Genomic DNA, 19,887 nt, shown 5'->3' on the forward strand with positions numbered 1-19,887 from the left:
GAATAATATGGTATATTGTTTACTAGAAACTATTTTATATTTATTGTAAATGGTGTAAAATAATGAGAGTTATAATATGGAAGCATTAGGAGGTATACTATTATGGCTACTAGTGAAAATACCCGTAAGCAAACTCAAATCGCTATTATCATTATTTTATTTCTTTCAAGCTTTACAGCACCATTTATTTTGCTATTTCCCATTCAAGAGCTTCTTTACCGACCGCACGAATATTATCTTTTTGAGACCATTTTTAAAGCATATATTATTTTGATGTTTGTCTTAATTGCGATGGCAATAATTTTATTAATAAATTTATTGATTACTCCCACTACAAAAAAGGGGAGAAATGTCCAACGAACAATCGTTGGTACATCATGGCTGCTCGTTCTAGCGATTTTATTTTTATGTATCAATCATTATCAAATTATTGATGAAAAAGGGTTACATACGAATAATTTTTTTAGCTTGCAAGAAGACTCGACAAGCTGGGAAGAGATTGTTAAAGTCGAACAAACAAATGTGCAGAAAGATGGCGTAACTAAACCAGATAAGCTTATATTCACATTAAACGATGGTTCGACAATCGAACAATCTTTAACGGCGAAGTTAGCAAAAGCGAAGGCATTTATCAATTATGAATTAAGTAAAAGTGGCATTACAATCGAAAATGTATATAGTGAAAATGAATAATAAAAAAGCTGCCTAAAGAGGGCAGCTTTTTTTATTGTTTGAGTGCCTGGCACTAAGACGGACCTTTGTGTGCGTTCCCACAGAAGTGTAAGTGGATTTTTACTTGAATAGGGTTGTGAATATTCAGAATTGTTTGAGTGCCTGACACTTTATAAAATATCTTTTCTAAATGCGATTTGCATTTTGTTGATTCGTCCATATTAGAAATAAATAGCAAACATCGGTGAATCTTTATGTTACGCTAAGACAAATAATCGATAAACTAGCAAATAATACACTATTTAGAATTATCGTATTACTAGTACAAAATTAGTTTCTCTTTTATATTACACAAAAGTATGACATAATTTTCACAGATTGACGGGAAAAATAACCTTAAAAAGGTTACATTTTTAACTAGAGGTGAAAGAATGGAAAGATTACAAAAAGTTATTGCTTATGCGGGTGTCGCTTCAAGGCGTAAAGCAGAGCAATTGATTGTAGAAGGTAAAGTAAAGGTAAACGGTGTTGTTGTACGTGAGCTAGGAACAAAAGTTTCCAACTCGGATACAATTGAAGTAGAGGGTGTCAAACTTGAGAAAGAAGATAAAGTCTACTACTTACTATATAAACCACGTGGAACAATTTCTGCTGTAACGGACGATAAAGGACGCAAAACTGTCACAGATTTATTTAAGCATATTCCGCAACGTATTTTCCCTGTTGGTCGTCTAGATTATGATACATCTGGATTATTATTACTGACAAATGATGGAGAGTTTTCTTTTATGTTGACGCATCCGAAATTTAAAATTGATAAAACGTACATTGCGCGAGTAAAAGGTATACCTACAATTGAGGGTCTAAAAAAGCTACAACGTGGTATTAAACTAGAAGATGGCAAAACAGCACCAGCAAAAGTGAGTATGACTTCTTTTGATGAGCAAGCGGGCAAGGCGATTTGTGAAATTACTATTCACGAAGGGCGAAATCGTCAAGTGCGTCGTATGTTTGAGGCAATCGGTACACCAGTAGTTAAACTGAAACGTGAACGTTTTGCGTTTTTAGATTTATATGGTTTAACACCAGGAGAATACCGTGAATTGTCGAAGCATGAAGTCAAGCAATTACGCGTGTTAGCTGAAACGGGACAACTCGGCTAAACGGACATTAGCGATGGAAGGTGAACATACCGTTATACGTATAGTGAGTTTTTCACTTTCCTCGTGTGAAAACGTTCATAAATCATTCATAATTAATAACTAAGTTAATTTGTATCATTTTGCTATAATAGGTGAGAATAGTACACCAGTTTTAAATTTATCCAGCAGACGCTGAACAAAGTAAGTCTCGGGGAGATCTAACAGATGTTTCTTGTTCAAATGCGAAATATCGACATAATTACCTCGAGGCGTATTTGAGTAGGGGGTTTATTAACTTGGAGAAAAAGAAAAAACGTCTTGTAACCCGTACCATTATTTTAGTTATTTTGGCGCTTGCCATAGGGTACACTGTTTACGGGACAGCGACAAAGGATAAGGTAGAGTTAGTAGCAGTTGGCTCTGAAGCACCGAACTTCACGTTAGTAGATTTAAATGGAGAGAAACACAAACTGTCTGATTATAGAGGGCAGGGGGTATTTTTGAATTTCTGGGGAACTTGGTGTAAGCCATGTGAGAAGGAAATGCCAGCTATGAACAACCAGTATCAAGTCTTTAAAGACCTAGGTGTTCAAACATTGGCTGTCAACATTGCACAAACAGATTTTGAAGTACAAAATTTTGTCGATAAGTACGATCTTACATTTCCTGTAGTAATTGACAAAACAAAAAGTGTTATGACTGCCTATAATGTTGGGAATTTACCTGCAACTGTTTTAATTGATCCAGATGGTAAGGTAGTTAAAATTACGACTGGAGAAATGACAGAGGCGAATATCGCTTCTTACATGGAATTAATAAAGCCAAAATGAGGGGTAATTGACGATGGAGAATATCATTTGTGCTTGTGGACATAGTAATCCGTTTGGCACGAAGCTCTGTGAGAAATGTGGTCGTCCTTTAACCGAAGAAGAAAAACAGAATAAAGTTGTCGATATGCGCTATGATGGTACGGCTATTCGCTCAAAAACGTACAACAAAACAATTGTCGATAAAATTTGGAATTTTTTCTCTAGTGTTAAAGTTGGAATCGCTTTAATTATTATCACATTAATAGCAGCTTCAATTGGAACCTTATTACCGCAAGAGTTTTACGTAAAAGCTTCTGACATTGAAAAGGGAGCATATTACGAGGATGTTTATGGTTTCGTGGGGAAAATCTATTATACATTAGGTCTTTCAGATTTATATAGCTCTTGGTGGTTCCAAATTTTAGTTGGGATGCTTGCGGTATCGATTATTGTTGCAAGTCTTGACCGTGGTATACCACTTTATAAATCATTGAAAAATCAACGAGTAAAGCGCCATGAAAGCTTTATGAAGCGCCAACGTATTGTTGCGGAAGGACAAGTAACTGGAAGTCCTGAAGAGACGCTTAATAAAGTTGAAAAGAAAATGACTGAGATGAAATATAATGTTCGTCGAGATGGAAGTGCTTTGTTAGCAGAAAAAGGGCGTTTCGCTCGATACGGTCCGTACATAAATCATGTAGGCCTCATTATCTTTTTAGCAGGGGTTATGTTGCGTTTAGTTCCTGGTTTTTATGTCGATGAATCGATATGGGTACGTGAAGGTGAAACACGTGCAATAACAGGTATGGAAGGTTATTTTATTGAAAATCATGAATTTATTTTAGAAACACATGATAATACACCACAAGGCGAACAGCTGAAACAAGGCGTGAACGTCGTTGCAAAAAACTTCCAAACTAATGTTACGTTATACAAACAGCCTGAAGATGCAATTGCTGGTGATACGGATAATCTAGAAAAGGTTAGAGATTATTCAATTCGAGTTAACCATCCGTTAAAAGAAGATGGCTACGCATTATATCAAATGGATTATCGTTTAAATGAATTAAAGCAAATGAATTTTGAACTAGTAAATAAAACAACTGAGCAATCACTTGGTAAAGTAGAAATCGATTTAACAAACCCTAAAAAGGACTATGATTTAGGAAATGGTACATCTGTTAAACTACTTGTCTACACGCCAGACTTCTCTGGGTTTGAAAATGGTGTACCGCAAACTGCGACGTCCGTTCCTAATAATCCAGCATTTCTATTTAAAATGACAACACCAGAAACACCAGAGGGTGAAACAAGCTTTGTTGCTATTAAACAAACACTAGAGCCACTAGGCGAAAATCAATACAAAATGAAATTTGCAAGTGTGGAAACACGAGATATGTCAGGCTTTACGATACGTAAAGACCGCACAATCCCTATTTTATTTGTTGGTGGTATTATTTTCATGATTGGCGTTGCGATTGGTTCATATTGGAATCACCGTCGTCTTTGGTTACAAGTAGAGCCAGATGGTAAATTACTGATGGCTGCCCACGTAAACAAAAATATGTTTAGCATGAAAAAAGATTTAGATGCCGTGACTGCATTTGCTGGTCTACCACAATATAATGACCAGTTAGATATAGCAGAAGAGGATGAAAAGTCCACAAGCCATGGCAATAATAAAAAGGAAGGTGACAACACCTTATGAGTTTGATTGACTTAAGTGGGAATCTATTATTTGTAGCATTTGTAGCCTATCTAGTAGCAACCTTATTATTTGGCGGTGCAATTAAACAATCCAATGCTTCCGGTAAAAATACTGATAAATGGGGTAAACTTGCAATTACAGTGACGATTGTTGGTTTCCTTGCACAACTTGGTTATTTTATTACACGTTGGATTCATACAGGGCACGCTCCTGTAAGTAATATGTTTGAATTTACAACTGCTTTCGGGATGTTTATCGTTGCAGCATTCATTTTAATCTACTTTATTTATCGTCTGACAGCATTAGGATTTGTAGCGTTACCTGTAGCGCTTTTAATTATTGCATATGCGTCGATGTTCCCGAGCGAAGTAAGTCCATTAGTACCTTCATTACAAAGTTATTGGTTAACAATTCACGTTATTACAGCTGCCATGGGTCAATCCATTTTAGCAATTAGTGCAGTTGCAGGTTTAATTTACTTATTAAAAGTTGTGGATTTAAAGAAGCCTTCAAAGCAACGTTTTTGGCTTGAAGCCGTTATGTACTGTTTAGTTGTTGTAATTGGCTTTGTTGCTGTTTCATCTACATTTAGTGTTATGGATTACGAATCAAAATACACGTATCTTGATAAAGAAGGTGTATCTCGTCAAATTACTTATAATTTGCCACCAATTTTTGGCATGCACGATTATGAGGCAGTTGAGGAGCATGGCATGTCTCCATTAGTAGAAATGCCTGCACTCATTAATGCGAAAAAATTAACAACAGTTGTTTGGTCTTTACTAGTAGGGTCATTACTATACTTATTAATTCGTCTTATTGCACGTCGTCGAATTAGCGCATTGTTCCAGCCGCTTGTTAAACGTGTAAATCTGCAATTATTAGATGAAATTGGTTATCGATCTGTTATTATTGGTTTCCCTGTTTTCACGTTAGGTGCACTCATCTTTGCGATGATTTGGGCACAACTTGCGTGGAGTCGTTTCTGGGGATGGGACCCGAAAGAAGTATGGGCCCTTATTACATGGTTATTCTATGCAGCATTCCTACATCTACGTCTATCTAAGGGCTGGGAAGGTGAAAAATCTGCTTGGTTAGCACTAATTGGTTTTGGTATTATTTTATTTAACCTAATAGCTGTTAACTTAATTCTTGCAGGTTTACACTCCTACGCGTAACAATGGGAAACGAAAAGCCTTTTCGCTGCGGCGAAAGGGCTTTCTTTTCTTTTCAAGACGTTGTGTACCATGTACAATAGAGGATAGAGAAAGTTTGGAAGAGAGGGATCGTGAAAGTGTCAGAGAATATTTCAGTATTAGTAGTAGACGATGAGGATCGCATTCGCCGCTTATTAAAAATGTATTTGGAGCGCGAAGGGTACCAAGTCGACGAAGCAGAGAATGGTGAAGAAGCGATCGAGAAATCTTTAGAAAAAGAGTATCACTGTATTTTACTAGATATTATGATGCCTGAAAAAGATGGGCTAGAAGTTTGTGCAGAAATTAGAGAACGTGCTGCAACTCCAATTATTTTATTAACTGCAAAAGGTGAGGAAGCGAACCGTGTACAAGGCTTCGAGCTTGGGGCAGATGATTATATTGTAAAACCATTTAGTCCGCGTGAAGTAGTGCTACGTGTAAAAGCTATTTTGCGTCGCTCACAAGCATTTTCTCCTACAACAAATGCATCTTCATCAAAAGATTTAGTGGTATTCCAACACTTGATGATTGATCATGATGCACACCGTGTAACTGCAGAGGGAATCGAAGTAAATTTAACACCGAAAGAGTATGAATTATTGTATTTCCTTGCAAAATCTCCAGACAAAGTATTTGACCGTGAACAATTACTAAAAGAGGTTTGGCATTACGATTTCTTTGGGGATCTACGTACAGTAGATACACATGTTAAGCGATTACGTGAGAAGCTCAATCGTGTATCAGAAAACGCTGCAAAAATGATTGTCACTGTTTGGGGCGTTGGTTACAAATTTGAGGTTGTCAATGAATAGAATATGGAACAGTGTTGTCGGGAAGCTATGGGTAACCATATTGCTTCTCGTTTCATTTGTATTATTTGTTTTCACGGTTTTAATGCTCGAATTCCTTCAAAACTATCATATGCAGCAAGCCGAGATTTCGTTGCGTCAAACGGCTGCAACAATAGCGAGTATAGTGGATGACAATGAAACAGCCGAATCGACTTCGCAACTATTAACAGATATTTTACCTGATGGTACAAATGCGCTTATCGCCATTAATCATCTAGAAGTAACATTTGCGATGCAGGAAGGCGTTAACAAAAAAGAAATTCAAGGCGCAATTTTAGCGAATAAAGCATTCCATGAAGTTTTCAAATCAGATGATCCGATCATTAAGGAAATGATGATGCCATCGTCGACTGATAAAGAAAAAATGGAATCGTATGTCGTGTTAGGTTTCCCACTAAACGTAGAAAATGAAGTGCATGGTGCTGTATTTATTTACCAAAGTCCAGATGCGTTACATAAAACGTCCAAAGAGACTACGAAAATTGTCTTTTTAGCGGCATTCATTGCCTTTGTGTTAACGACATTCTTTGCATTTTTCCTTTCATCACGTATTACTTCACCGCTACGAAAAATGCGCGAGCTAGCATTTGAAATTGCAAAAGGTAATTTCGAGGCAAAAATGCCGACAACGCAAAACGATGAAATTGGACAGCTTGCGGTTGCATTCAACCAAATGGGGCGCCAGTTAAAGCACAATCTAGAGGTAATCAATCAAGAAAATGAGCAATTATCCAATATTTTAACTTCTATGACTGATGCTGTTATAACGTTTAATCGTGATCGTACTATTTTACTCAGCAATCCACCTGCGGAACGCTTAATGCAAAAATGGTTTGTCAATAAAGGCTCGCAAAGTGCAAAGCCTATTCCACCTGAACTATATCATATGCTTGATCATGTATTAATGTTTGAAGATAAGCTGGAAGAAGAAATTGAGATGGATGGAAATTATTATACATTTACGATTAGCCCGCTCTATAGTGGGGAATTGATACGAGGAGCTGTTGCTGTTATCCGTGATATGACAGAACAGCATCGTCTAGAAAAGCTTCGCTCAGACTTTATTGCCAATGTATCACATGAGCTACGGACACCTATTTCAATGCTTCAGGGCTACTCAGAAGCGCTAATGGATGATGATTTTATACAAGATCAAGAAGAGCGCAATGAGATTACTAAAATTATTTATGATGAATCAAAGCGTATGGGACGTTTAGTTACAGATTTATTGGATTTAGCACGGATGGAATCTGGACATATGACATTATACAAAGATGAAGTACCGATTAATGCGACATTTGAGCGCATTACGCAAAAATTTGCACAAGTAGCAAAAGAGAAGCATGTACAGCTCCTATTTAATAGTGAGTTTGAGGAAGATGCGGTCATAAGCATGGATGAGGATCGTATTGAACAAGTGTTAACGAACTTAGTTGATAATGCACTGCGTCATACAGATGAAGGTTCTGTCTTTGTGAAAGTAGAGAAGGAACCGACATTTGCTAAAATCTCTGTTCAGGATACAGGACATGGTATTCCACAGGAAGATTTACCATATGTTTTTGAGCGTTTTTACAAGGCTGATAAAGCGCGTACACGTTCTAAAGGTGGTACAGGTTTAGGGCTTGCTATTGCTCGAAACATTGTAAAGGCACATTCTGGAAATATTATGGTCGATAGTGTATTAAAAGAAGGAACAACCTTTACTTTCTATTTACCCTTTGACTAACTAACTTTGTCCGTTAGAAGCCCATTGCCATTGATTCGAAAACTTAATGCCAATGCCAATGTCTGTTAGCTGATTGTATGTAGTTTTAGTGCAGGAAATGGCACATAGCGAAATTTTGAGCAAAAAATCATTAATTAAGATGTAACTTGTGCGAGCGTTAGACGACAAATACTATGAGAACGGGGGTGGAGTGCTTTGAATGACTCCGTGTTCCATCGATTATACGATTCATACCATCAAGACGTGTTCCAGTTTCTTATTTATCTAGTGAAAAATCGTACACTTGCTGAGGATCTATCACATGAGGTGTACGTTCGTGTTCTGCGATCGTATGAACAATTCGCAGGAAATAGCAGTGAAAAAACATGGCTTTTTGCTATTGCTAAAAATGTCGCAATAGATCATTTTAGAAAGCAGGCAGTGCGGAAAAAACATTCGCTCGATTTTTTTGACTGGGAAACGGAACAACTACATTCAACCACACCATCACCGGAAGATATGCTACAGGCCAGTGATGAATTAATGCAAATAGAGTCTGCACTTGAAAATTGTACAGGGGATCAAAAAATGGTGATTATTATGCGCTTTTTCCAAGATTTATCGATTGCTGAAACAGCGCAAATACTTGATTGGACAGAAGCAAAGGTTAAGACGACGCAACATCGAGCCATTAAATTTTTAGGCAACAGCTACAACAGGTTAGGGAACAGGAGGCGAAAAGGCAATGACTCATAAACAATTTGACGACGATGAACAACTAGAACAAATGTTGAAGAATGCCCCGAAGCTGACTGATAACCGTTCGAAAGAAGAAGTGTTGAAACGATTGCTAGCAGATTCACGTCTGCAAGATAATATACATCTTCAAGAAGCAATGCAACAACCAACAGATTCAAAAGTGCTTGAAGAGCAAGAGCAGTCTATTGCTGCTTATGAGAATGAAAGCATCAAGCCGATGCAAAAGCGTAAAAAGAGTAAGTTACCTATTTTTAGTAGTATTGCAGCTGTTTTTGTACTATCAATAGCAGGGTACGTGTTTTTAACAAATAATAATCCAGTTAAGGATGAGGCAAATGCCCCTCCTGAAAATTTTTCTACGATGCAAGAGGATCGAGCTATACAAGAAAATGAAAATGCAGATGGTGTGATGAAAGCGAATATCGGTGCCGAACATGCACGAATGCTATCGCTTCGGACATCAGTTTACGAAGACGATTTAGCAAATGCAGTAGTATTTAGAATCGGCTTACCAGGTGGCAATGCTGATAGCATACCAATGACCTATGTAATCCCGAACGAAAAATTAACGGCTGATTTTGGAAAGAAAAAGCCGACAACTCTACAAATGTATGAAAAATACGCACCACAAATTGATGAGGAAGCACTTGGTTTTGCTAATTATCATCCATACAAAGGTGAGTTGAAGGAAGAGGGTGAGACGCTAGTTCACGTCTTACCTAAAAAAAATGATTACGATGTAGCTTCAGCTTCCGTAACAAAATATTTAAGCTCGTTAAAAGATACTTTTTCCGACTCTGAATATAAAGCGATTGCGTTAAAAAATGCAGATGGTACTCCTTATGAATTTTCGCAGGTTGGTGAGCCAAGTGAGCCTATACAGTTAACGAAAGATAATCATTACAACTATTATTTATATACAGAAGAAAATGGTACTGAATATTTATCGCCAGACTTCCACCAAACATATCCTACTGTTACAGAGGCACTTATCGCCATGCGTGATAAAAAAGATGATATTTATGTACCTGTCATCCCTGAAAATGTAACGTACACAGTGAAAGAAGAAGAGGGTGGTGTTGTCATCACCTTTGACGCACCGTTAGATTTGATGACAATGGATGCTGTGCGGGCAACGCAATTAATCGAGGCCATGATGCTGACAGCTTCAAGCTTTGATAAAAAGCTACGCTTAGATAACGTCGTACAGGATAGTTGGGAAGGCTTTGATTTAACAAATTTTTTACCGATACCTGTAGGTGCAAATAAACAAACAATGCAGTAACAAAGAAAAACAGCTATCTTTTATGAGATAGCTGTTTTTTTGTATGAGTTGTCTGATGGGGAAAACGCGGAAATCGGGTGCTGAAGCGCGGAATCCGGCTGTTGAAGCGCGGAATTCAGGCTCTGAAACGCGGAATCCCAGTGCTAAAACGCGGAATTCGTCGTTCATGGCTGAATTCGAATTACCTGAACTCGAAAATCAAATGGCCCTTTTATAGAAGCATTCATTAAAACATACAAATTTAATCGGAATTTTTTAAGCAGAAGTATTTACTTTTATGTGATAAAACATTATAGTTAATTTATAAAATAATATTGATTCATCTTCGGGGCAGGGTGAAAATCCCGACCGGCGGTAATAGAGTTGTAAATCGCTAGTGTTGTACTAAACTACATTAGCTCGCATGATTTACTAAATGGCTCTTCAGCCCGCGACCTGTGCAAAGATTTTTTTGCATGGCTGACTTGGTGCGATTCCAAGGCCGACAGTATAGTCTGGATGGGAGAAGATGAAGGTACGATCGTCATTCGTTGTTACGAATTAAGCTATGTGCGAGCGTTTTTTTCAGTGTGTCTACTAATTACACTGTATGCACAAAAAATAGCTAGTAATGGCGTTATTTAATCATGCCTTTTCTCCCTTATGCTGATGTGCATAAGGGTTTTTTCGTGAAAAAACAATCGATTACGTCGTAACCTTTCTTCTTGCAAGATTGAATCAGCAAAGAGGAGAGAGTTTTCAATGAAGAAAAATATCAAACTGCAATCGTTTATTACGATTGGTATGCTAAGTAGTATTTCGTTTTTATTAATGCTTTTTAATTTCCCGATTCCGCCGTTCCCAGCATTTTTAGAGGTGGATTTCAGTGATATGCCAGCTTTACTTGCAGCTATCACAATGGGTCCAGTTGCGGGTATTTTAGTAGAACTATTTAAAAATATACTGGATTGGATTTTCTCGGGTACGCCTACAGGGGTTCCGGTTGGACATATTGCAAACTTTGTGACAGGTATATTATTTATTTTACCAGTATCATTTGTTTTTAACCGTTTTAAAACAATTGCGGGTCTTGTTGGAGGTTTGGCGACAGGAACGATCGTTATGGCAGTAGGGATGAGCTTTTTAAATTACGCAGTATTTTTACCGATGTACACTTATTTCTTAGGTATGGAGCCAGTAGTTGGCGATTCATTATATAAAATGATTATTGCAGGTATTTTGCCGTTTAATATCGTAAAAGGTGTTCTATTAACAGCTATCATGGTGTTACTGTTCACAACGATGCGTAGATGGATTGAACAACAGCGTACAATGTATTTATCAAAATAATAAATTAAGCCTCGAGTTTATTCTTACTCGGGGTTTTTTGTGTATAGATCTAATAGCATACTGGAATCTTCAGGAATTGACTAGTCTAAATTACTATTTTAATGTACAATTAATGTGAGATTAGTTAGATTTGAGGAGATTGAAGAGATGAGTGAAAACAATGGACAATGGTCCGGTAAGTTAGGGTTTATTTTAGCATCGGCGGGTGCTGCGATTGGACTAGGGGCAATATGGAAGCTACCATATGTCACAGGGCAAAGTGGTGGCGGCGCATTTTTCCTTATATTTGTGGTGTTCACTTTGTTAATTGGCCTACCGATGTTATTATCCGAGTATATTTTAGGGCGTGGTACGCAATCAGAGGCGATCACAGCCTATAAAAAGGTTGTTCCAACGAAACCTGCTTGGGCTTGGGTTGGACGCATGGGTGTACTTGGCTGTTTTCTATTATTAACCTTTTACAGTGTTGTAGGAGGCTGGATATTTATTTATAGTGGCCTAGGTGTATCTGGGGCTGTTATTGATTCAACGGTTAATCCAAGTGAGTTATTTGGAAAAATTATTAGTACTCCGTGGATTACGTTACTAGGTTTAGCGTTATTTACACTGGCAAATGTACTTGTCATTTCACTAGGTGTACAAAACGGCATTGAAAAAGCAAATAAGTGGATGATGCCATTATTATTTGTTATGTTTATCGTTCTTGTTGTTCGTGCGTTAACATTAGATGGGGCAATGGAAGGTGTGAAATTCTTCTTATGGCCAGACTTTTCAAATATAACGGGTAAAGCGTTATTAGAGGCGTTAGGGCAGTCATTCTTCGGTTTGGCAGTAGGGTTCTCTTGTTTGGTTACATATAGTTCGTATTTGAAAAAGGATGTTAGTTTACCAAATTCTGCTGGCTCAGTAGTTTTACTGACTGTGCTCGTGTCATTTTTAGCAGGACTAGCTATTTTCCCTGTAGTGTTTGCCTTTGATTTAGAGCCACAAGCTGGGCCTGGCTTATTATTTATGGTGCTACCGACAGCATTTAGTCAAATGCCTTTTGGTGAACTATTTTTAGCGCTGTTTTTATTACTATTTTTATTTGCGACGTTAACGTCATCATTTAGTTTATATGAAATCATTGTTGCAGCATTTATGGAGAAGTGGCATATGTCACGTTCAGCCTTAACGATGTTGCTAGGAGTTGTTGTTTTTATTGCTGCCATTCCATCGGCATTATCATCTAGCTTGTTAGCGAATGTATCCATTTTCGGAAAGTCGATTTTTGATGCTACTGATTATTTAGTGTCCAATTTAATGCTACCATTGGGCAACTTATTGATTGCAATCTTTATTGCCTATGTAGTAGATAAAAGCTTTGTGAAAAAGGAATTGCTCATGGGAAGTCAAATGGGGCAGGGATTTTATAAGACTTATCGCGTGCTAATGTTAGTAGTCGTTCCGATTGTTATTATCGTTGTTTTATTAAATATGCTTTTACAAAAATAATATTGAATGAAATTGTTTGAGTGCCTGGCACTTGCAGACACAATATAAGCCGCAACACTCGCTATCGCGCGATTGTTGCGGCTTCGTTTATACGTTCTCACAGCAGGCTAGGTAGTTTTTTACTTCTGGGAGAATTCAGAATTGTTTGAGTGCCTGGCACTTAATATTCACTTAGGGCAAGCTCACCTAACCAGTTTTTTTCTTTAATCATTTGCTGCGCTTGCAGTTCACTTTTTGCAATTGGGAATACTTTGTCACATTGTGAGATTGCGAACAGTTTACGAATAAAATCATCTGTCACAATGATGGCGATTTTCTTTTCGGCAATCGTTACTTTCTTTGCGAAATTAATAATCATACCAAAACCAGTACTATCAATATTCGTTACCCTTTGCATATCAATTACATAGCCATGCTTTGTATCTAAACTAATAGCATGTAGCTCCTCTTTTAACTCATCGATTAATCCATATTCTAAATTCCCTGTAAAGGCGATTGAAATATAATCAGTCTTTGAATCAATATTTATCATGTTATTCTTACTCATTTCAGTGCTCCTCCGTGTCATTTAGTTAAAAGATTAAAATTTAAATTTATTTACTTCGTTTTGTAGTTTAGTAGAAATTTCCGCTAACTCCTCTGATTTATGTGAAATCTCAGCTACAGTTGCATGTTGTTCTTCAGACGTAGCTGCCATTTCTTCGGAAGCTGCCGCAGAATCTTCTAAAATGCGTGAGATATCATGTATTGCCTGTTGAACACCTAATGAATTGTCATTGACATGCGTGAATGCAGATTTCATTTGTTTCACACCTTGTTCTGTTTCAACAACATGTTCAACGATTTCTTGTAAGGCATGTCCGCCTTTACTAATGATGTTCACCTGTTCTTCTACTGCTAGTAAATTACTTTCCATAGTTCGGACGGTCACAGCAGTTTCGGCTTGTATGTTTTTAATTAAATCTGTAATTTGACCAGAAGCCAAACTTGACTGCTCAGCAAGCTGACGAACTTCTGATGCGACTACAGCAAAGCCCTTTCCTTGATCTCCGGCTCGAGCAGCTTCGATGGCCGCGTTTAAAGCTAATAGATTTGTTTGCTCCGCAATACCCGTTATGACAGTTATAATTCCACCTATTTCTTCGGAACGTTTGCCTAGTTTTTGAATCGAATCGGTTGCATAAGAAACCGTATGAGTGACTGTGTTTAAATGTTTAATTGCTTCACTAATAGCATCTTCTCCTTTGCGGGCGATATAGGTAGATTGAATTGCTCTATTTAAAGTTGCTTCTGCTTTTTCTAAACTATTGGTTACTTCCTCAATCGTTGTTTTCATCATCATAACAATACGTTCAGCCTGGTCTGATTGAATGGTGGTACCATTTGAAATGTCGTTCATTGTTAAGGCAATTTGGTTTGAGGCTTCACTTGTTTGGTGTGATGATTCGGCTAATGTCTGCGAGGATCTAGCTATTTGATTTGCGCTATTCGAGACAATGGTCATTGTTTCTGTTAAACGCTGCTTCATACTATTAAATGCTTGTGCTAAATTGGCGATTTCATCTTTTCCTTTAGGATTTAATATTTTTACGTTTAAATTTAAATTAGCAAGTTCTTTAGCATTCAAACTTAATTGATTAATTGGTCCAATAATTTGGCGCTGTAAAAACCAACTAATGCTAACAAACATCAAAATCGCTATTCCTAATGAAATGGCAACATTCTCAAGGACATATTTTGTAGCAATATTAATATAGGGCGCTGATGGTGTGCCTGTCGACCACATACCGATGATGTCGCCTTTGCTATTGAAAATTGGCTCTGTCGCAACTTGATACATACTACCTAATACATTTGCTGTACCGATAAAACGTTCTTTTTGCTCTAACACAGCAGTAGTAAGCTCTTTAGGAGCCTTCGTGTTCACTTGTCGTATACCGTTTTCCACAATAGTTGTGTTAATGCGTGTATCGTGCTGAAAGATTGTCACAAAATTACCGTCTGCTAGATTGCCAATCTCATCTACAATATCGAAATTGCCAGCTATTTTTACATCGCCTTTATACAATTCATTATTTTTAATGTCCCAATCTCCAGGAATTTTAACATCAAAATATTGATAACTTAATTGTAAATCCGATAAAAGTTTGGCATTTGCACTTTCTAAAAAATTCTTTTTAGCTTCAAAAAAATCAATTATCGCTATAAGAGAAACCATTAACAAAATACAGGTAAGAATAAGTAAGTTCATTTTTTTACGGATTGTCCATTTCACAAAAAGTCCCTCCTAATTACAGATGTACTTTATCCATGAATTTTCTTGGAAACACCGACTAAAAATTTGGTTCTTGAAATATGTTTAAACCAAATAGAATCAACCATATTTTTGACAAAAAATAATCCTCGACCTCGATCTGTATAATTATAATAGTGTTCGTTAGGATCGAATTGTAATGCCTTCTTTAAATCATTTTCAGTAATGCCTTGTGCTTCATCGATGACTGTTAACGTAATCTCCTCATCGTTTTGCAAAACTTGTATTTGAATTTTGCCGTAGGAAGAGGGTGTATCGATTTTTTCCATTGCTTCAATAGCATTAATTACTAATTCGTGTAAAACAAATCTCAATTCTTTACTGAAGGGTATACTATAAATATTTGTATAGTTTTCCATCACATTATCTATAAAATGAACTGCTTGTCGATTTGCTTGAACTCGCAGTGTAAATTTCATTACCAATCACCTATCTTGTACGTGAAATTACATTTACATTTTCGCTAGTGATATCCAGTAAAATGTAAGTAAAGTTAAATAGGTCATCGCCATTATATTGAGGAAGAATAGGAATGAAAACGCATGTCTAAACCCATCCAGTATAATAGGTATTGTGTTTTCTATACTTTAGCGGTGTTTAAGAAATTCATGTATTTTAAGATTACTAACATTTAAACGCAGAGAATGAATGTCATTTCTATAAATATAGTTATGTGTGATAAAGGAATGAATATTGTTGACTAATACTGTTTTCACCCTATGGTTTTTGTCACCCCTATAGCAGTAAAAAGTTTGTAAGTCTATGTATCTTTTGAATATGGATACTTAATATTGGTGACAAAGTGTTAAATAAGAATTTTAAGGCGATGCTAAATCATTTGCCTGGAGTTTGCGAAGTTTTCTTCAATTTGGTAGTTTAGACCATTTGAAAGGGAGTTTTGTTTGGTACTGGATGGAATCAAAAGGCCTTTATCCACCGACGTCATTATTATAAAAGCTACTTTCGAATTATTCAATTACTTTAATAGTGATTGGTATATAGAATAGTAAAAATATCCTATTAAGTACTATTGAATTTATATTTAGTTTATAATGTACCAGTAAAATATAAAGAATGCAAGACTAATGTTCTACGAAAGGAAGTTTTGAGTAATCATTAAGTTTTATTTTAGGTGATGTCAATATATAGGTCCAACCTAATATAAGTATACATCTAAAATAAAGATAAATTTATTCGAAAAAACATATGTAAGAAAACATGACATGCCCATTGCGCTTGTTTGTTGTTTTAGTGTAATTTAAAAGCAGTTACAAAAAAACACGTTAAGAAAAATGACAAATTGGAGTGGTGAAGAATGAAACATCATACAAGAGATGATATTATCCGCATGGTGAAAGAAGAAAATGTGAAATTTATTCGCCTACAATTTACTGATATATTGGGCTCAATAAAAAATGTGGAAATACCAGTTAGTCAATTAGCGAAGGCATTAGACAATAAGGTCATGTTTGATGGTTCATCGATTGAGGGGTTTGTTCGTATTGAGGAGTCTGATATGTATTTACGTCCCGACTTAGATACATTCGTTATCTTTCCATGGACAGCGGAAAGAGGTAAGGTAGCACGTTTTATCTGTGATATTGCACGACCAGATGGTACAGCATTTGAAGGTGATCCACGTTCCAACCTTAAGCGGGTATTAAAGGAAATGGAAGATTTAGGTTTTAGCTCGTTTAACCTTGGTCCAGAGCCAGAATTTTTCTTATTTAAACTAGATGATAAAGGGCATCCAACACTTGAATTAAATGATAGTGGTGGGTATTTCGATTTAGCGCCCACTGATTTAGGCGAGAACTGTCGACGTGATATTGTGCTTGAGCTAGAGGGCATGGGTTTTGAAATTGAAGCGTCGCATCACGAAGTTGCACCTGGTCAGCATGAAATTGATTTTAAATATGCAAGTGCTATTGAAGCGTGTGATAATATACAAACGTTCAAACTCGTCGTTAAGACAGTCGCAGCACAGCACGGTTTACATGCAACCTTTATGCCAAAACCGTTATTTGGCGTTAATGGCTCAGGGATGCATTTCAATCTTTCATTGTTTGAAGGTGATAAAAATGCCTTCTATGATGAACATGCAGAAATACAATTGAGCGAAACTGCTCGCAGCTTTATGGCAGGGGTTATGAAGCATGTTCACGGCTTTACAGCAGTGACAAACCCTTTAGTAAATTCTTATAAACGCTTAGTTCCAGGCTATGAAGCACCGTGCTATGTAGCTTGGTCAGCCCAAAACCGCTCACCACTTATTCGCATCCCGGCAGCAAGAGGTCTTTCAACTCGTATTGAGTTACGTTCTGTTGATCCGGCGGCTAACCCATACTTAGCGATGGCTGTTATTTTAGCATCTGGCCTTGATGGGATACGTAAAGGTTTAACACCACCAGATGCTGTAGATCGAAATATTTATAAAATGAACCGCGCGGATCGTGAATTAAATGGCATTGATAGTTTACCATCTTCTTTAGAATACGCACTAATCGAGCTAGAGATGGATCATATTGTACGTGACGCACTTGGCAATCATATTTTTGAGAAGTTCACAGAAGCGAAGGAAATTGAATGGAACAAATACCGCACACGCGTCCATGACTGGGAACGTGATGAATATTTGACAATGTATTAGAAAAGAAGTGTTGGGTGTTGCAAGTAAGAGTAAGAAGAAAGAAACAGTATTAATTTAAGTTTTTTTCTAGAGACTAATACTGTTAAGACAAAAATTACAGAGTTAATCTTCAGCAAACGGCATAATATTATAAGTTTTAGAAGTGAATAAATTTTCAAGAATTAACATTAATATTAACATTCGTCAGTATTGTCATTACTATAATTAACTACGGGGAAATAAAACTTAAAGATCTATCGCTGACGGATCGCCGTGTGCGATGAAAGTTGCCTGCACGGTGAAGGCTCGTTATAAAACCGAGATATAGAGATGGATAAAACGAGAATAGCGTATTTTTACCTGTAACAAATGTGAGTGGAAGTTCAATAGATTTATCACCGGGTGGCGTTAGAAATACAATTACTTGGACAGATAATCAATCATCTGTAGGAACGGTTACTTATACGATAAAACGCAACACAAGCAATAGTTTAGTAGGGGCAATTGTTTTACAATCAAGCATTGCGAGTGGTACACAACGCTGGAATGATGATACAGCAACACCATTTACGACATATTATTATTTCATTGAAGCAACTAATGGTGTAGAAACGGCTGTAACTGCAGGTTATGAATTAAGAACTACTGAGAATAAGTATGCTTTAACTAAAAATTACAAAAATACCCACTTTGCCAACCTTGTATTTAATCCGGTAACAGAGTCATTTGACGAAGTGTAGTATTTCCAAGTAGCCTAATAACTTAGGCTACTTATTTTTAAGAGGTGAAATTAATGGAAATTTTAAATCTTACTTCAAGTAATTATAGTATGTTTTTAACTTTTTTGAATCCTAATCATTTTAAAAGGTTGCAATTAATGGACGCAAGTTTATGGGGAATAGGTTTAGTTGATCATACACGTCCAATAGGTATCCTTATTGCAGACATCAATTTTGATAATAAGTCAGCAGCGATTACACATTTAGTTGTAAATGATGAGGAGAATGCCCATCATTTTGTTATGCAACTATATAATGAAGCGGAAAATTATTTTGAAAAGATCGGCTTTTTAATAACAGAAATAACGCTTACTATGAACAGTAAATCTGATGACTTCATAAATATATTAACCAATCAAGGTTGGAGTGGGAATGTACAGGGCATAGAAAAATATGTGCTGGATTTTAATCGAATACAACAAAATGAATGGTTATGGAATTTAAAAATACCTACTAGTGTAACAGTAGTACCTTGGAGTCAGCATGTGAGTGAGATATTTAGAGAAGCAATTTCTAATAAGAATAAGTTTGATGATCATGTCTATCCTTTTGTTCAGAATTTAGGCGTTGTCGATGAAGAATTTAGCTTTGCTTTATTTCTTGAAGGAGATTTAGTGGGGTGGTGCATTGCTGAGAGAGTTGCGCAGAACATGATACTTTTACCCCATTCTTATGTGAAGCGTTTGCCCGCTACCAGATTGGGAGGAGGGGGGATGTTAGTGTATGCCCCCGTTGTCAAAAGGGCAATAGAAGAGAATATGTTCGTGACATTTTTTACTGATGTAGATAATACATCTATGCAAAATATTATTAATAGACGTTTTAAAGAATGCGTAATACAAAAGAAATTATTAGTTCGTTTAGTAAAAAAAGAGAATGTTACTAGTATTCATTAGTCTCCTATTAAAATTATAACACCTTTGATAGAAGAGATAAGACTCCACTTCCAAATAATTCAACAACTTTTTTTGAACCAAAACTACATTGTATGATTTTAAGGTAATGGATGGCGATTAGAAGTCGCTCGGTATGTGTTTTTATTGGAAGCGAATTTAAAAAATTTGTTAAATGGTCAACGCTTGAACAACTACAGTTTCAGAAAATAACTCAGATTGTTGCGGGTTATTAGAGGCTTAAGGATAATATCAATTAATTTTAAAGATAAAATTCACACATTCCGATAATAAATTTAATGATAAAACCAGCTCT

Annotated in this window: 17 protein-coding genes and 1 riboswitch; of the genes, 14 read left to right on the forward strand and 3 right to left on the reverse strand. The window is 36.6% G+C overall.

Annotated elements, in window-relative coordinates; all coding sequences use genetic code 11:
- Positions 1 to 102: 102 nt before the first annotated feature.
- From ACIQXW_RS02260 to ACIQXW_RS02310, 11 genes are all read left to right on the forward strand, one after another.
- Positions 103 to 693 carry a hypothetical protein gene (locus ACIQXW_RS02260; protein WP_402759636.1) on the forward strand — a complete coding sequence of 197 codons (591 nt, stop codon included), beginning with the start codon at positions 103 to 105 and terminating at the stop codon, positions 691 to 693.
- A gap of 410 nt (positions 694 to 1,103) precedes the next feature.
- Positions 1,104 to 1,835 (forward strand): pseudouridine synthase, encoded by a 732-nt coding sequence (locus ACIQXW_RS02265; RefSeq protein WP_340825530.1) that lies wholly within the window; start codon positions 1,104 to 1,106, stop codon positions 1,833 to 1,835.
- A 275-nt stretch (positions 1,836 to 2,110) separates the two neighbouring features.
- Positions 2,111 to 2,644, forward strand: a complete 534-nt coding sequence (gene resA / locus ACIQXW_RS02270) for a thiol-disulfide oxidoreductase ResA (RefSeq protein WP_340825529.1) — start codon at positions 2,111 to 2,113, stop codon at positions 2,642 to 2,644.
- Between the two features lie 13 nt (positions 2,645 to 2,657).
- Entirely contained in the window at positions 2,658 to 4,331 is a 1,674-nt protein-coding gene (gene resB / locus ACIQXW_RS02275; RefSeq protein ID WP_401018966.1) for a cytochrome c biogenesis protein ResB, read from the forward strand.
- Positions 4,328 to 5,509, forward strand: coding sequence for a c-type cytochrome biogenesis protein CcsB (gene ccsB / locus ACIQXW_RS02280; protein ID WP_340825527.1), 1,182 nt, complete (start codon positions 4,328 to 4,330; stop codon positions 5,507 to 5,509). Before resB ends, ccsB begins: the two co-directional genes overlap by 4 nt.
- 116 nt (positions 5,510 to 5,625) lie before the next feature.
- Positions 5,626 to 6,342 (forward strand): response regulator transcription factor, encoded by a 717-nt coding sequence (locus ACIQXW_RS02285; RefSeq protein ID WP_024361488.1) that lies wholly within the window; start codon positions 5,626 to 5,628, stop codon positions 6,340 to 6,342.
- Complete coding sequence (locus ACIQXW_RS02290; protein WP_340825526.1) at positions 6,335 to 8,110, forward strand: ATP-binding protein; 1,776 nt, start codon at positions 6,335 to 6,337, stop codon at positions 8,108 to 8,110. Before ACIQXW_RS02285 ends, ACIQXW_RS02290 begins: the two co-directional genes overlap by 8 nt.
- Before the next feature lie 195 nt (positions 8,111 to 8,305).
- Positions 8,306 to 8,845 carry an RNA polymerase sigma factor SigX gene (sigX, locus tag ACIQXW_RS02295; protein ID WP_402759639.1) on the forward strand — a complete coding sequence of 180 codons (540 nt, stop codon included), beginning with the start codon at positions 8,306 to 8,308 and terminating at the stop codon, positions 8,843 to 8,845.
- On the forward strand, positions 8,835 to 10,133 hold the full coding sequence (locus tag ACIQXW_RS02300; protein WP_402759641.1) for an RNA polymerase subunit sigma: 1,299 nt from the start codon (positions 8,835 to 8,837) through the stop codon (positions 10,131 to 10,133). The genes sigX and ACIQXW_RS02300 overlap by 11 nt, the downstream gene beginning before the upstream one ends.
- A gap of 317 nt (positions 10,134 to 10,450) precedes the next feature.
- Positions 10,451 to 10,647, forward strand: a riboswitch (FMN riboswitch).
- Positions 10,648 to 10,874: 227 nt separating this feature from the next.
- Positions 10,875 to 11,462, forward strand: a complete 588-nt coding sequence (locus ACIQXW_RS02305; protein WP_340825522.1) for an ECF transporter S component — start codon at positions 10,875 to 10,877, stop codon at positions 11,460 to 11,462.
- Positions 11,463 to 11,609: 147 nt separating this feature from the next.
- Positions 11,610 to 12,956 carry a sodium-dependent transporter gene (locus ACIQXW_RS02310; RefSeq protein ID WP_402759643.1) on the forward strand — a complete coding sequence of 449 codons (1,347 nt, stop codon included), beginning with the start codon at positions 11,610 to 11,612 and terminating at the stop codon, positions 12,954 to 12,956.
- Positions 12,957 to 13,116: 160 nt separating this feature from the next.
- On the opposite strand, the gene ACIQXW_RS02315 is transcribed toward ACIQXW_RS02310, so the two are convergent.
- Genes ACIQXW_RS02315 through ACIQXW_RS02325 form a run of 3 tightly spaced genes read right to left on the reverse strand, consistent with a single transcriptional unit; the run spans position 13,117 to position 15,689 of the window.
- Positions 13,117 to 13,503, reverse strand: a complete 387-nt coding sequence (locus ACIQXW_RS02315; RefSeq protein ID WP_340825519.1) for an STAS domain-containing protein — start codon at positions 13,501 to 13,503, stop codon at positions 13,117 to 13,119.
- Between the two features lie 33 nt (positions 13,504 to 13,536).
- The gene (locus ACIQXW_RS02320) at positions 13,537 to 15,231 is read right to left on the reverse strand and encodes a methyl-accepting chemotaxis protein (protein ID WP_401018956.1); all 1,695 of its coding nucleotides are present in this window, start codon (positions 15,229 to 15,231) and stop codon (positions 13,537 to 13,539) included.
- Between the two features lie 29 nt (positions 15,232 to 15,260).
- Positions 15,261 to 15,689 carry an ATP-binding protein gene (locus ACIQXW_RS02325; protein ID WP_402759645.1) on the reverse strand — a complete coding sequence of 143 codons (429 nt, stop codon included), beginning with the start codon at positions 15,687 to 15,689 and terminating at the stop codon, positions 15,261 to 15,263.
- Between the two features lie 896 nt (positions 15,690 to 16,585).
- On the opposite strand from ACIQXW_RS02325, the gene glnA reads away from it, so the two are divergent.
- The 3 genes from glnA (at position 16,586) to ACIQXW_RS02340 (ending at position 19,574) form a co-directional block, all read left to right on the forward strand.
- Complete coding sequence (gene glnA / locus ACIQXW_RS02330) at positions 16,586 to 17,920, forward strand: type I glutamate--ammonia ligase (protein WP_340825515.1); 1,335 nt, start codon at positions 16,586 to 16,588, stop codon at positions 17,918 to 17,920.
- Positions 17,921 to 18,270: 350 nt separating this feature from the next.
- On the forward strand, positions 18,271 to 18,639 hold the full coding sequence (locus ACIQXW_RS02335) for a hypothetical protein (RefSeq protein ID WP_402759647.1): 369 nt from the start codon (positions 18,271 to 18,273) through the stop codon (positions 18,637 to 18,639).
- A 53-nt stretch (positions 18,640 to 18,692) separates the two neighbouring features.
- Positions 18,693 to 19,574: a type 1 glutamine amidotransferase family protein gene (locus tag ACIQXW_RS02340; protein WP_402759649.1), complete on the forward strand. Its 882-nt coding sequence runs from the start codon at positions 18,693 to 18,695 to the stop codon at positions 19,572 to 19,574.
- Positions 19,575 to 19,887 lie beyond the last annotated feature (313 nt).

This window comes from Lysinibacillus sp. NPDC097162, from assembly GCF_044762185.1.
Classification (GTDB): Bacteria; Bacillota; Bacilli; order Bacillales_A; family Planococcaceae; genus Lysinibacillus.